Origin of the sequence: Duganella sp. LjRoot269 (assembly GCF_964254095.1) — a bacterium.
In the GTDB taxonomy this organism is placed as follows: domain Bacteria; phylum Pseudomonadota; class Gammaproteobacteria; order Burkholderiales; family Burkholderiaceae_D; genus Rugamonas; species Rugamonas hordei.
Map to the genome: position 1 here is coordinate 5,120,911 of NZ_CAXUSL020000001.1, position 13,948 is coordinate 5,134,858.

General features: G+C 66.0%; 13 protein-coding genes and 1 tRNA gene. 13 read left to right on the forward strand and 1 reads right to left on the reverse strand.

Translation table 11 applies throughout. The features are described 5' to 3' along the window. The first annotated feature begins 19 nt into the window (after positions 1-19). Genes ACSQ3S_RS22850 through ACSQ3S_RS22860 form a run of 3 tightly spaced genes read left to right on the forward strand, consistent with a single transcriptional unit; the run spans position 20 to position 6,212 of the window. Positions 20-1,255 (forward strand): exonuclease SbcCD subunit D C-terminal domain-containing protein, encoded by a 1,236-nt coding sequence (locus ACSQ3S_RS22850; RefSeq protein WP_436143882.1) that lies wholly within the window; start codon positions 20-22, stop codon positions 1,253-1,255. Next, positions 1,252-5,028 carry an AAA family ATPase gene (locus ACSQ3S_RS22855; RefSeq protein WP_436143883.1) on the forward strand — a complete coding sequence of 1,259 codons (3,777 nt, stop codon included), beginning with the start codon at positions 1,252-1,254 and terminating at the stop codon, positions 5,026-5,028. The genes ACSQ3S_RS22850 and ACSQ3S_RS22855 overlap by 4 nt, the downstream gene beginning before the upstream one ends. 32 nt (positions 5,029-5,060) lie before the next feature. After that, on the forward strand, positions 5,061-6,212 hold the full coding sequence (locus tag ACSQ3S_RS22860) for a serine hydrolase domain-containing protein (protein ID WP_436143884.1): 1,152 nt from the start codon (positions 5,061-5,063) through the stop codon (positions 6,210-6,212). Here the strand turns inward: ACSQ3S_RS22860 and ACSQ3S_RS22865 are convergent. After that, positions 6,202-6,360 (reverse strand): hypothetical protein, encoded by a 159-nt coding sequence (locus ACSQ3S_RS22865; RefSeq protein ID WP_176651632.1) that lies wholly within the window; start codon positions 6,358-6,360, stop codon positions 6,202-6,204. The genes ACSQ3S_RS22860 and ACSQ3S_RS22865 overlap by 11 nt on opposite strands. Before the next feature lie 111 nt (positions 6,361-6,471). On the opposite strand from ACSQ3S_RS22865, the gene ACSQ3S_RS22870 reads away from it, so the two are divergent. From ACSQ3S_RS22870 to dbpA, 10 genes are all read left to right on the forward strand, one after another. Then, the gene (locus ACSQ3S_RS22870) at positions 6,472-7,053 is read left to right on the forward strand and encodes a putative metalloprotease CJM1_0395 family protein (RefSeq protein ID WP_436143885.1); all 582 of its coding nucleotides are present in this window, start codon (positions 6,472-6,474) and stop codon (positions 7,051-7,053) included. Between the two features lie 42 nt (positions 7,054-7,095). Beyond that, entirely contained in the window at positions 7,096-7,305 is a 210-nt protein-coding gene (locus tag ACSQ3S_RS22875) for a hypothetical protein (RefSeq protein WP_176651634.1), read from the forward strand. A 68-nt stretch (positions 7,306-7,373) separates the two neighbouring features. Then, positions 7,374-8,267, forward strand: a complete 894-nt coding sequence (locus ACSQ3S_RS22880) for a hypothetical protein (RefSeq protein WP_436143886.1) — start codon at positions 7,374-7,376, stop codon at positions 8,265-8,267. A 99-nt stretch (positions 8,268-8,366) separates the two neighbouring features. Further along, complete coding sequence (locus ACSQ3S_RS22885; protein ID WP_176651636.1) at positions 8,367-9,536, forward strand: N5-glutamine methyltransferase family protein; 1,170 nt, start codon at positions 8,367-8,369, stop codon at positions 9,534-9,536. A gap of 106 nt (positions 9,537-9,642) precedes the next feature. Next, positions 9,643-9,719: transfer RNA gene (locus ACSQ3S_RS22890), tRNA-Met, on the forward strand. A gap of 110 nt (positions 9,720-9,829) precedes the next feature. After that, entirely contained in the window at positions 9,830-10,063 is a 234-nt protein-coding gene (locus tag ACSQ3S_RS22895; RefSeq protein ID WP_436143887.1) for an AbrB/MazE/SpoVT family DNA-binding domain-containing protein, read from the forward strand. Further along, entirely contained in the window at positions 10,057-10,404 is a 348-nt protein-coding gene (gene mazF, locus ACSQ3S_RS22900) for an endoribonuclease MazF (protein WP_436143888.1), read from the forward strand. Before ACSQ3S_RS22895 ends, mazF begins: the two co-directional genes overlap by 7 nt. A 61-nt stretch (positions 10,405-10,465) precedes the next feature. Continuing rightward, on the forward strand, positions 10,466-12,127 hold the full coding sequence (locus ACSQ3S_RS22905; protein ID WP_436143889.1) for an acid phosphatase: 1,662 nt from the start codon (positions 10,466-10,468) through the stop codon (positions 12,125-12,127). A gap of 102 nt (positions 12,128-12,229) precedes the next feature. Continuing rightward, complete coding sequence (locus ACSQ3S_RS22910) at positions 12,230-12,454, forward strand: hypothetical protein (RefSeq protein WP_176651640.1); 225 nt, start codon at positions 12,230-12,232, stop codon at positions 12,452-12,454. Positions 12,455-12,534: 80 nt separating this feature from the next. Then, the gene (dbpA, locus tag ACSQ3S_RS22915) at positions 12,535-13,944 is read left to right on the forward strand and encodes an ATP-dependent RNA helicase DbpA (protein WP_176651641.1); all 1,410 of its coding nucleotides are present in this window, start codon (positions 12,535-12,537) and stop codon (positions 13,942-13,944) included. Positions 13,945-13,948: the final 4 nt, after the last annotated feature.

The following is a 13,948-nucleotide window of genomic DNA, read 5'->3' on the forward strand; positions in this document are numbered from 1 at the left end:
GTTTTGATTACACATTTTCATGCGTCTGCTGCACACCTCCGACTGGCATCTTGGCCAATCCCTCCATAATTTCGAGCGTCATTACGAGCACCAGCGCTTCCTCGACTGGCTGCTGGACACGCTCGTCGCCGAACAGGCGGACGCGCTGCTGATCGCCGGTGACATCTTCGACAACGCCAATCCGTCGTCCGCGTCGCAAAAGCAGCTGTACCGTTTCCTGCAGCAGGCCAGGGAGCGGGTGCCGCACCTGAACCTGATCGTCATCGCCGGCAACCACGATTCGCCGAGCCGGCTGGAGGCGCCGGGACCACTGCTGGAAGCGCACGGCACGCGCGTGGTCGGCACCGTGCAGCGCGACGCCGACGGCGATATCAACCTGGAACAGCTGGTGCTGCCGCTGACCGGCCGTAGCGGCGCGGTCGAGGCCTGGTGCCTGGCCGTGCCCTTCCTGCGTCCCGGCGACGTGCCGCGCATCGAGGATACCGCCGCCGATCCTTATCTGGCCGGCATCGCCCTACTCTACCGCCAGGCGCTGGAACTGGCGCTGGCCAGGCGCCAGGACGGCCAGGCGATACTGGCCATGGGCCACTGTCATATGGTCGACGGCCAGATGTCCAACGATTCCGAGCGCCGCATCGTCATCGGCGGCACCGAGATGCTGCCGGCCGGGATCTTCGATCCGGCCATCGTCTACGCGGCGCTGGGCCATTTGCACCTGGCGCAAAGCGTCGGCAAGCAGCAGCACATCCGCTATTGCGGCAGCCCGATTCCGCTGTCGTTCGCCGAGGTGGGCTACCAGCACCAGGTCCTGCGCATCGATATCGACGGCGCCGCCGTGCGCGAGATCGTGCCACTGCCGGTGCCGCGCGCGGTCGAGCTGCTGCGGGTTCCGGCCAAGCCGGCATTGCTGCCGCAGGTGCTGGAAGAACTGGCGGCGCTGGCCGTCGACGAAGCGCCGCCGGAGCGCCAGCCCTTCCTGGAAGTGCGCGTGCTGCTCGATGCGCCGGAACCAGGCCTGCGTTCGCGCATCGAGGCGGCGCTGGACGGCAAGCCGGTGCGGCTGGCCAAGATCGAAACGTCCAGCGCGGCGCGCGGCTCGTCCATCGACGACGACGTGATGACGCTGGACCAGCTGGAGCAGCTCAAGCCGGACGACATTTTCCGCCAGCTTTACCGGCAGCGCTTCGACAACGATGCCCCGCCCGATCAACTGAGCGCGTTCGCGGAGCTCATGCTGCCACCGAGGCTGCCATGAGAATCCTGAAAATCGGCGGCAAGAACCTGGCCTCGCTGGCGGGCGAATTCAGTGTGGACTTCGAGCAGGAGCCGCTGGCATCGACCGGCCTGTTCGCCATCAGCGGCCCGACCGGCGCCGGCAAGAGCACCCTGCTCGACGCGCTGTGCCTGGCCTTGTACGACGCCACGCCGCGTCTGTTGAAGGTCGCAGGCCGCAGCATGCTGACCGACGTCGGCGCGGAAACCGTGTCGACGCAGGACACCCGCACGCTGCTGCGCCGGGGCACGGCGGAAGGCCATGCCGAAGTGGATTTCGTCGGCAACGACGGCGCCTCCTACCGCGCGCGCTGGAGCGTGCGGCGCTCGCGCACCAAGGCCGAAGGCGCGCTGCAGCCCACCGCCATGACGCTGCACCTGCTGCCCGCGCTGCAGCCGATCGGCGGCACCAAGACCGAAGTAAAAGCGGAAATCGAAAAACGCATCGGCTTGTCGTTCGAACAGTTCACGCGCGCGGTGCTGCTGGCGCAGAATGAATTCTCGGCCTTCCTCAAGTCCGAGGACAACGAGCGCGGCGAACTGCTGGAAACGCTGACCGGCAGCACCGTCTACACCGAGATTTCGATGCGCGCGTTCGAGCGCGCCAAGCTGGAACAGGCGGCCCTGCTGCGGCTCAACGTGCGGCTGGCCGACCAGAAACCGATGAGCACCGACGAGCGCACCGAACTGGAGGCGCAAGGCGCCGCCGCCACTGCGGCGCTGCAGGCACTGGATCAGCGCAAGACGGAGCTGGAACACGAACTGCGCTGGCACAAGCAGGCCGGCCAACTGGCGGAAGACGAGCAGCTTGCGCAACAAGCCAGCCAGACGGCTATCGCCGATGTCGATGCGGCCGCGCCACGGCGCGCGGCGCTGGCCCGCATCGCCGCCGTGCAGCCGGCGCGCCCGCTGGCTGACGATATCCGCCGCATCGACGCCGAGATCGCCGGCACGCAAGGCGCCATCGACGCCGGCACCCGGGATGCGGCAACAGCGGCGCAGGCATTGGAGCACGCCGCCGCGGCGCAGACTCAGGCCGCCGCGCGGCTGCAGGAAGCCGAAACGGCACAACGCGCCGCAGCGCCGCATCTGGACCGCGCCAAGGCGCTGGATGCCCGCATCGAAGCGATGCTGCCGGCCTGGCGCCAGGCGGCCGCCGCCGGTGAAGCGGCCGATCATGCCGACACCGCCGCGCGGGCCGCGCTGCAATCCCGCCAGGATGAACGCGACCGCCTGTCGGCGCAGCACGACGCCGGACTCGCCTGGCTTGCGCAGCACAAGCAATGGCAAACGCTGGCGCAGTCGTGGGAGCGCTGGGACGTACTGTTCGCGCAGGCCGGCCAAGCCACATCGCAGGCGGAAAAGCTGGCCGCCGCGCTGGCCCGCGTGCAGCGCAACGCCAAGGCGCATCATGACGACGCGACCGAGGCCGGCGCCAAACTGGCGGTTTCGGCCGCCACCCTGCAGACGCTGGAAGCGCAGCGCCAGGAAGCAGTGCGCGCGCTGGCCGCGTTCTCCGCCGAGCAATTGCAGACATCGCGCCACAACATGGAACAGCGCCGCGACCTGCTGGCCGGCGCGGAGAAAATCTGGATCGAGCTGGACGCGCGGCAGACGCGCAGCGCGCACATCGAATCGCAGTCCGCACAGCTGCGCGAGGCGATGGCGGCGGCCGAGGTTCAGCTCACGACGGCGGAACAGGAAGGCGTCGCCATCCTCGCCACGTTCTCCCAGGCTGAACGCTCACTGAAACTGGCGGAAGCCGCATGCGGCGAGACGGTCGAAACGCTGCGCGCGGCGCTGGAGGACGATACGCCCTGCCCCGTGTGCGGCGCGCACGAGCATCCATACCGGCACGACGACGGCGGCCTGCACGCGATGCTGGCCGAACTGCAGGCGGAAGTCACACGCTGCCGCCGGCGGATGGAGGCCAACGTCAACCAGCAGGCGGCCCAGCGGGCGACCAAACAAGCCTGCCTGGAGCAGCTGAACGCGCTGGCCGCCGAGAGCCGCACCGTGGGACAGGCGCTGGAGCGCATCGCCGCCGCGTGGCAGGCCCACGCAATGTCGACGACGGCGTTGCCGCCCGAGCCTGAGCGTACCGGCTGGTTTGTCGCGCAACTTGAACTGGTGCGCGACGAACTGCAAGCCATCGAACGGCAAGAGCACGCGCTGCACGCCGCCCGCATTGCCCGCGACCAGGCGCGAGCCGCCTGCGACACGGCGGCGGCGGAACACGCGCGCCTGCAAGGCGTGGCGTCGAACGCACAGACCGCGCTGGCGCTCGCGAACACCGAGCACAAGGCCCTGGACGAACAGCGCATCGAGGTGGCGCTCACACTAAGCGGTTTGCTGTCCGACCTGGACGCGGCCTTCAGCGGGAGCGACCTCCCCAGCGAAGACTGGAAGGACGAATGGAAAGCCGGCCCCGCCCGATTCCATGAGGCGCGCCGGGCCGAGAGCAAACAATGGCTGGGCCAACGCGCCGCGCACGACGAACGCGCCGTTATCCTCGCCAACCTCGACATCGAATTGAAGGCGCTGAAAGACGCACAGGCCAAGGCCGGGCATGATGCCCTGGCCGCTCGCGGCGCCTATAAAACCGCCGACGATGCACTCAAGGACATGCAGCAGCAGCGCATGGCGCTTTGGGGCGGCAAGGAAGTGCGCGACGTCGAAGCCGCGCTCAACGTCGCCATCGATGCCGCGAAGTCGCAGCTGGCCGATCTGCAAACGGCCGCGCAGCAAGCGGCGCAGGCCCGCACCCGCGCCGACGAAGCGTTGGCGCAAGCCGCCAACCGCCTGACGACGCTGCATGCGGGCGCTGCCGCCGCTGCGGCCAGACTGTCCGACTGGCTCGACGCATTCCAGCAGCGCCAGCCAGATGCCGACCTGCGCGACCTCGCCCATCTGCACGAACTGCTGTCGCATACGACCGCCGACATCGAAGCCGAACGCACCGCATTGCAGGCCATAGAGCGCAACGCCGACAACGCCGCCACCATCCTCAAGGAGCGTCTGCGCCAGCGCGAACAGCACCAGCTCTCCGCACCGCCGGCCCCGCAGTTGGACGCCGAACAAAACCCCATCGCCGCGCTGGCCGATGCGCTCAACCAGCTGGCGGCCGAACGCAAGACCGCCCACGACAGCGCCGCCGCCCTGCAGCTCGCGCTGGCGCAGGACGACGCCAAGCGCCGGCAATCGCAAGCGATGTTGGCCGACATCGCGCAACAGGAAGCGATCGAACAGCGCTGGTCGCGCATGAATGAGCTGATAGGCTCGGCCGACGGCAAGAAGTTCCGTAACTACGCGCAGCAGTTCACGCTGGACGTGCTGCTCGGCTATGCCAACGCGCACCTGAACCATCTGGCGCGCCGCTACCAGCTGGAGCGCATCCAGAATGCCGCCGCCCCGTCCCTCGCGCTGCTGGTTCGCGACCAGGACATGGGCGGCGAAATGCGTTCGGTGCATTCGCTGTCCGGCGGCGAATCGTTCCTGGTCTCGCTGGCGCTGGCGCTGGGACTGGCGTCGCTGTCGTCGAACCGCGTGCGCGTCGAGTCGCTGTTCATCGACGAAGGCTTCGGCAGCCTGGACGCCGAGACGCTGCGCGTCGCCATGGATGCGCTGGACGGGCTGCAGGCGATGGGCCGCAAGGTCGGCGTGATCTCGCACGTGCAGGAAATGACTGAGCGTATTTCCACAAAAATATTGGTACAACCGTCCGCAGGCGGCAAAAGTTCAGTCACCGTGCAGTAGAATAGTGCTTTATTGATAATTCAAGGCCATCCATGAATTTGCTGCTTCGTCTGTGCTGCTGTCTGTCGATCGCGCTGCCGGCGGTCTGCGAGGCGGCCTGTTACGCCCCGACGTTGCAGACCGATGGCTGGGAACTGTCCGTGCCCGGCGCATCGGGTTTCGACGCCAACGCGCTGTGCGTCACGCTGACCGCGCTGGATCGGGGCCGGGACAATATTCACAGCATCGTCATCGAACGCCACGGCAAGCTGGTGGCGGAGATGTACCGCAGCGGCAAGGACCGTTCGCTGCAACGGGGACTGGGCGTCTGGCCGCCGTTCGCGGCAACCGTGGAGTTCGGACCCAACACCTTGCACGACACGCGCTCGATCGGCAAGAGCGTCATCAGCCTGCTGGTCGGCATCGAAAAACAGCGCGGCAAAATCGCCTCGCTCTCCACGCCTGTGCTGGACTACTACCCCGAAGACCAGGACCTGCGCTCACCGCAGCTGAGCGCCATCAACGTGGAGCACCTGCTGACGATGAGCGGCGGCTGGAAATGGGACGAAGGCGCGCAACCCAACAACGAGTTGCGCTTGTTCTGGAAATCCGACCGCGTGCGCTACGTGCTGGAGCGGCCCATCGTCGCGCCGCCCGGCACCGTCTGGAACTACAACGGCGGCGGCACCAACATCCTGGCCGACATCGTCGCGCGCGTCAGCGGCCTGTCGTGGGTCGACGTCGCCAGGACCGAGCTGTTCGAGCCGCTGGGCATCGCGCGCTGGGAATGGGTGACCGACCTGCGCGGCAGGCCGATGCCGTTTGCCGGACTGCGCATGCGTCCGCGCGACATGGCCAAACTGGGGCGGCTGATGCTGAACCAGGGCCGCTGGAACGGGAGGCAGATCGTCGCCGAGGAATGGGTGGCGGAGTCGCTGAAGCCGCGCCTGAGCGTGGGCTTCAAGAGTCCGGGCAACCAGCCGGACGAACTGCATTACGGCTATCAGTGGTGGACCGGCACGGCCGCCTGGCACGGCCATCGCACCGCCTGGAGCGCCGCCTTCGGCAACGGCGGCCAGCGCATCTTCATCGTGCCGGAGCTGGACCTGACGGTGGTGGTCACCGCCGGCGACTACGGCTCCGATGCGATGGGCGCCAAAGTCAACCAGCTGCTGCACACGCTGATCGCCACCATCAGCGACTGAGATCCTGGTCGCGACGTTCCATCTTTAACATCTCCCAACCCAGCTCGCGCCGGATCTGCTTGGCGTCCGGCGGAGGACGCCGTTCCTCTATCTGCGTCTGCAACCACTGTCGTACGGTTTCCTTGCTCGGCTGCTGTTTCTGGTCCATGGTCTTGCCTCTTGTGTGGAAGATTAATCCCTAGGTAGTCCTTCAACGCGGCGGCGCCAAATCAGTTGACGCGAAGCCGTCCATAAAAAATTGCGCTATCATCCAGGCATCATGAGCATCGGCGCCATATCACCGAGTTCCGCCAGCCCGCCACCGGCCCGCGAAAAGCAGCCGGCGCAGGTGCCGTCGTCCATCACGCCGGCGGGGCCGGCCTCGGCGTCGACCGCCTCCTCGCCGAACACCAATTTCTCCGGCAGCGACACGGCCACCAACCTGACGCCCGAGGCGCTGGCCCTGGTTTCCCAGCTCAAGGCCCGCGACACCGAAGTGCGCCAGCACGAACAGGCCCACCTGGCGACGGCGGGCGGACTGGCCACTTCGGGCGCCTCCTACACCTACCAGCGCGGGCCGAACGGCGTCGACTACGCCATCGGCGGCGAAGTCCATATCGACACCTCGCCCGGGCGCACGCCGCAAGAGGCCATCGAGCGCGCCCGCACCATCCAGGCCGCAGCGCTGGCGCCGGCCGATCCGTCCGGCGCCGACCGCGCCGTCGCGGCGCAGGCGGCGCAACTGGAATTGCAGGCCCGTGCCGAACTGGCGACGCAGCAGGTCGAGCAGGCCACGTCCAAAGTTCAGCGGACCTATGGCCAGGAACCGCTGGTGCCGCCCAAGCTCGACATCTACGCCTGAGTGATAAAATCCCGCCTTTGCCGTCACCCGTAAAGCGCAATCATGTTAAAAGCACCACGCACCCTGACCTTCAAATGCGCCAAATGCGCCAAGGCCGTCCAAGTCCGCCTGCAAAAAGTATCGGCTTGCTCGCACATCCAGCCTTACCTGGGAATTTGCCAGTGCGGCGAGGTCAAACACCACGCCATCGGCCAGAAAGAAGCCGTCGCCTCCTACCTGGCGGCGCCGGAAGGCTGGACCCACCATCATTAAATCTGCACGCGGCCCTCAAGAAATCGGCGGGGATACCGTTATAGAAGTAATATCAAACGGAATTTGCCATGTCTACCATCCCCGCCCTTGGCGCCCGCTCCTTGCCGGCGTCCACCCACGCCGCCAATCCATACGGCGATAGCAAGAGCAGCGCCACGAGCGCCGGCAAGCTGGCCAAGAGCACGGATTCGGCGCCGACTTCGCTGTCCAGCGACGGCCTCGACCTGCAAAAACACGTGGCGTCGGTAGGCAATGCCACCGTCGATTTCGCCCAGAATTTCCTCAGCAGCTTCACCAACTCGCTGTTCGGCGACGCCGCCAAGGGCGCGGTCATCGATTTCGACTCGGCCAGCCTTGAAACCGAATCGAGCTTCGGCGTGGCGGTCCAGCACAGTTCCGGCCCGAACGGCAGCAGCGACGCCGCCGCCTTCCAGCTGAGCGACAGCTCGCACTTCATCGGCAAGGGCACGATCACCACGGCCGACGGCCGCAAATTCGACTTCGAGGTGGAAGTCCAGTACAACTACGACCTGACCGCCGGCGCCAGCCAGTCCTCCGGCGCGGCCCAGCAGCCGGACACCCAGGCCGCCGGCAACAAGCCGGTGGCCTCCAACAGCGCCGGCAGCGACAACCTGCCGACCGTGCAGGTACCGAATATCGACTTCCCCGGCACCCTGGCCGACCTGTTCAAACTGATCGGCCGCGACCTGCAGACCGCGCTGTCGACCGGCGACGACAAGAACAGCCAGACCAGCAACGGCATCGACCGCAACACGCTGCGCAACCTGTCGCTGCGCCTGCTCAACCTGGTCGACAGCAAGGACACCAATACCTACAGCGCCCCGTCCAGCGCCGACAAGGCCAAGTCCGCCGCCGACGCCTACGGCGCGCAGGCCGCCGATCCGGTCGCCGCGCCCGCCGCCAGCGATGCCACGCCGGACGCCAAAGCCGCCACAGCCTGACCGCCAAGTATAATAAGCACCTCATTACAAGAACACCGGCAGGGATGAGTCCCGTCGCCGGTGTTTTTGCCGCTTATTCTTCCTACCGATTGCCCCGACATGCCCGCACAAACCACCGCCTCCCCGACGCAGCAACAGATCCACTGGGAGGAAAACGGCGTGCAGCACAGCGCCCGCTGGCGCTCCGAAGCCGGCATGCCGCCGCCGAAACGGGTGATGATCGCCGACGACCGCACCAACGCGGACGTGGCCTACCGCCTGGCCTGCGAAGGTACCGCCCTGCTGTGGCGCGGCGACTTCCAGAACGCCCGCCAGCTGCTGCAGGCCCTGGCGCGCCGCGCCGACCACAAAAGCAAGCCGGCCAAGAAAGCCAAGCCGGCCAAGACACCCGCCACGCCGACCGAAGCGTTCCACCTGCACCGCCAGGCGCAATCGCAGCGCGCCCGTACGCTGGCCATGCTGCTGATTCCGTTCGACGCCGGCTACACCATCCCCCTGCGCCGCGCGCCGGACGTGCAACTGGCCTGCAACGAAGCCTACGGCCGCTTCGAGGAGCCCTTCGTCGCCTCGCTGCGCGAGCTGCTTGGTCTGATCGGCGCGCATGAATGGCGCCGCACCGGAGTCGAGATTCCTGCGCTGGATGCGCGCATCCATCCGCATTACGGCGTGTTCTCGCCGGTGCGGGGAGAATACGTGGAACTGGTGGCGAACACGCCGCTGCCGGCCGGCGTCAAGCTGGCCTACGACATCGGCGCCGGTACCGGCGTGCTGTCGGCGGTGCTGGCCAAGCGCGGCGTGGCGCGCATCATCGCCACCGACCAGGACCAGCGCGCGCTGAGCTGCGCGCGCGAAAACCTGGCGCGGCTGGGCCTGGACGGCCAGGTCGAGCTGCTGGAAGCCGACCTGTTTCCCGAAGGCCGGGCGCCGCTGGTGGTGTGTAATCCGCCGTGGGTGCCGGCGCGTCCGAGCTCGCCGATCGAATACGCCGTCTACGATCCGGACAGCCGCATGCTGCGCGGCTTCCTGGCCGGTCTGGCGGCGCACCTGACGCCGGGCGGCGAAGGCTGGTTGATCCTGTCCGACCTGGCCGAGCACCTGGGCCTGCGCCCGCGCGAGGAACTGATGGCATGGATCGCCGCCGCCGGCCTGAAGGTCGTCGACCGCCACGACGTCCGCCCGACCCACCCGCGCGCCGCCGACACCACCGATCCCCTGCACGCCGCCCGTGCCGCCGAGGTGACGTCGCTGTGGCGCCTGGCGGCCGCGTAGAATGCGATAAACATAAGGGCCACTTAAAAAAATTATCGAAATATAAGTGGCTCTTATTTTGACCCTTGCGGAATGCAAAAGGGCTGTGTATAATTCGGGCCTCAGACGCGGGGTGGAGCAGTCTGGCAGCTCGTCGGGCTCATAACCCGAAGGTCACAGGTTCAAATCCTGTCCCCGCAACCAGATTCGGTAAGCCGTTGATTCTTCTCAAGAATCAACGGCTTTTTCTTTTTCAGTCTCGAAATTTATGCCCGACTGTATCTACAATGTAGAAACATTTGACGGAGGCGGAAATGCTGGTTGAAATTCAAAAATGGGGCAATAGCGCCGCGCTGCGGATTCCTGCCGCGGCATTGAAGGAGGCGGGTCTTCAGATAGGCCAGAAGCTCGATTTAAAAACAGAGCCCGGGCGACTGCTTCTCGAACCTGCCGCCGAAAACCTTGAAGACCTGATCGCACGGATAACTCCCGAGAATCGCCACAGCCCTTTGCTGGAGGATCAGGCCACAGGGAACGAAGCATGGTGACAAAGGCCTACATCCCCGATCGCGGCGATGTCGTGTGGCTGGACTTTACGCCCCAGGCAGGACATGAACAGGCAGGCCGCCGGCCAGCCTTGGTACTTTCGGTCGCCAGCTACAATGCGGCAGCCGGCCGGGCCATCTGCTGCCCCGTCACCAATCAGACCAAAGGCTATCCATTCGAAGTACCCACCGTGGCCGCCCCCCATCATCATGTGACCGGCGTTGTTTTGGCCGACCATGTTCGGTCCGTTGACTGGCGTGCTCGCAACGCCAGCAAGTTCGCCGAGGTCACAGCGCAATGCGCGCATGACGTCAGCAATCGTATCAAATTGCTCCTCCCTTGATGTACACAAGTTGTCATAAAACTGTCACAATTGTCCTTTTTGGTTAGCCTAGGAGGCGTGTGTGAACGATCAAGTTCAGGTAGCAGCACAGCAGGATCAGGACGTTCCCGCCAACCCTTCACGCCGACGCATCTTCCAGGCCGCAGCCGCAACCGGCATGGCCGCTTCCCTGCCCACGCTGGCCACCGCCGCGCCGGCCAAACAGCCGGCCAAAGGTTCGCTGGACGCCAAGCTCAAGGCCAGCGTCAAGAACGTGGTCGTGATCTACCTGGAAAACCGCAGCTTCAACAACCTGTTCGCCAACTTCCCGGGTACCGCCGCGCCACTGTCGGCCGTGCCGCCCGCCGCCTGCCTTCAGCGCGACTTCGACGGCTCGGTGCTGCCGGCGCTGCCGAAGGTCTGGGGCGGCATGGTGCCCAATACCCAGGATGTCGGCGGCAAGAAGTACGCGCTCAAGGAAGACGACATCAAGAACCTGCCGAACGGCCCGTTCAAACTGGTCGACGCCGAAGGCAAGCCGCTGCCGGAAGCCGTCATCACGCGCGACCTGTGGCACCTGTTCTACCAGAACCAGATGCAGATCAACGGGGGCAAAAACGACGGCTTCGCCGCCTGGGGCAATACCGGCGGCATGGTCATGGGCTACTACGGCGAAACCAGCAAGAACCTCGGCCTGTGGAAGATCGCCGAACAGTACACGCTGTGCGATAACTTCTTCATGGCGGCCTTCGGCGGCTCCTACCTGAACCACCAGTTCCTGGTCTCCGGCCGCACGCCGGAATACTTCAACGCCAAGGACACCGCCGCCAAGAAAAAGATCGCCGTGCTGGACGACGGCCCGACGGGCTACCGCCTGTCCGTCGCCAAGGACAGCCCGGCCTCCGCGATGGACGGCCATCCGCATTACGTCAACAACGGCGCGATCACGCCGGACGGCTACGCGGTCAACACCATGGCGCCGCCCTACCAGCCGAGCTACATCCGCCCCGCCTTCGACGGCGACCCGCTGCTGGCCGATCCGCACGACGCCGGCACGCTGCCGCCGCAAACCTACGACACCATCGGCGACCTGCTGTCGGCCAAGAAGGTCAGCTGGGCGTGGTACGGCGGCGCGTGGCAGGCGGCGCTGGACGCGCGCGGCGGCGGCGAGAAGCCCAACTTCCAGTATCACCACCAGCCGTTCAACTACTTCAAGCAGTTCGCGCCGGGCACCGCCGCCCGCGCCGAGCACCTGCGCGACGGTGGCTTGGGCGACAGCCCGATCTCGAACAAATTCATCGCCGACGCGCTGGCCGGCAAACTGCCGGCGGTCACCTTCTACAAGCCGCAAGGTAACCTGAACCTGCACGCCGGGTATTCGGACGTGGAGTCCGGCGACGCCCACATCGCCAACGTGATCGAGCACCTGAAGAAATCGCCGCAGTGGAAGGACATGGTCGTCATCGTCACCTTCGACGAAAACGGCGGCTGGTGGGACCACGTGGCGCCGCCGAAAGGCGACCGTTGGGGCCCGGGCTCGCGCATTCCGGCCATCGTCATTTCGCCGTACGCGAAAAAAGGCGCCGTCGACCACAGCTTCTACGACACCACCTCGATCCTGCGCTTCATCACGCGCCTGCACGACCTGCCGCTGCTGCAAGGCCTGAAGGTGCGCAACGAAGCCTTCGCCGCCCGCAATGCGCTGCCGCCGGGCGACCTGACGGGGACGCTGAGCTTCCGTTGAGTTTGGGCTGGATTTAAGCTTTGTGTTACACTTCGCCCACGCATTGAAGCATTACATTTTACTGAGCCCGACTGCCGCAGCCGGGCTTTTGTTTTTTTCCAGATGAGAGATAAAAAAGATAACGCCACGTTCGACCTGCCCGGCTTCGGTCCCGCCGCGCCGCTCGAACCGGAGGCAAAGCGCCCGCCGGCGCCGCGCGGCAAACGCGCCACGCTCAAGCAGGAGCAGCTCGAACTGCTGGAGCCGACCGACACCACCGGCCTGCCGGTCTGGGTGCGCGACGACTCCCTCGACCTGACCGGCCTGCCGGTCTGGGCTCCGAACTAAATCCGAATCACCTCACAGCGTCAGGGCCGGCACGGAGCCTGTTAGACTGTGCTTACGTCCTTTTGAACAGGTCCGACACCATGACATCGACTGCATTCTCCAGCCTGCCGCTGGCCCCCGCCCTCCTCGACAACCTCGACTCGCTCGGCTACAAGGAGATGACGACCATCCAGGCGCAAAGCCTGCCGTCGGTGCTGGAAGGCCGCGACCTGATCGCCCAGGCCAAGACCGGCAGCGGCAAGACCGCCGCCTTCGGCATCGGCATCCTGGCCAAGCTGAATCCGGCATGGTTCGCGGTGCAGGCGCTGGTGCTGTGCCCGACCCGCGAACTGGCCGACCAGGTGGCCAATGAGCTGCGCCGCCTGGCCCGCGCCACCGGCAACGTCAAGGTGCTGGTGCTGACCGGCGGTTCGCCGATGCGCCCGCAGATCGCCTCGCTGGAACACGGCGCCCACATCGTTGTCGGCACCCCGGGCCGCGTACGCGACCACCTGGGCCGCGCCACGCTGGATCTGTCGAAAGTCGAAACGCTGGTGCTCGACGAAGCCGACCGCATGACCGACATGGGCTTCTACGACGAAATCGCCGGCATCGTCAGCGCCTGCCCGAAACGCCGTCAAACGCTGCTGTTCTCGGCCACCTACCCGGACGACATCCGCCGCGCCACCGATTCCTTCCTGGTCGATCCGGTCGAAGTGACGGTCGAAGCGCAGCACGACAACAGCCAGATCGAACAGCTGTTCTTCGAGATCGGCTTCGACCAGCGCAACACCGCCGTCAGCCGCCTGCTGGGCCACTACAAGCCGGTGTCGGCGATCGCCTTCTGCAACACCAAGGTGCAGTGCCGCGAACTGGTCGAGGAGCTGCAGTCGAAAGGCTTCTCCGCGCTGGCGCTGTACGGCGAACTGGAACAGCGTGAGCGCGACGAGATCCTGGTGCTGTTCGCCAACCGAAGCTGTTCCGTGCTGGTGGCCACCGACGTCGCCGCGCGCGGCCTGGACATCCAGAACCTGGAAGCGGTGATCAACGTCGATGTATCGAAGGATACCGAAGTCCACATCCACCGCGTCGGCCGCACCGGCCGTGGCAATGAAAAAGGTTTGGCGCTGTCGCTGTGCGCGCCGAACGAGAAGAAGTGGGTCAAGCTGATCGAGGAATACCAGGGCTCGCCGGTGCAGTGGTTCGACCTGGACAGCCTGGACGAAAACGACTACGGCGTCGATCCGGCGCCGATGATGACGCTGGTGATCTCGGGCGGCAAGAAGGACAAGCTGCGTCCCGGCGACCTGCTGGGCGCACTGACCGGCGACGCCGGCCTGTCCAAGGAACAAGTGGGCAAGATCAACGTGTTCGAATTCCAGACCTATGTGGCGATCGACCGCCGCGTCGCTTACGAGGCGTTCGACCGCCTGAGCAAGAACAACCCGCTGGGCGGCGACTTCGGCGCGATCAAGGGCCGCAACTTCAAGATGCGCTTCATCGACGCGTAAGCTG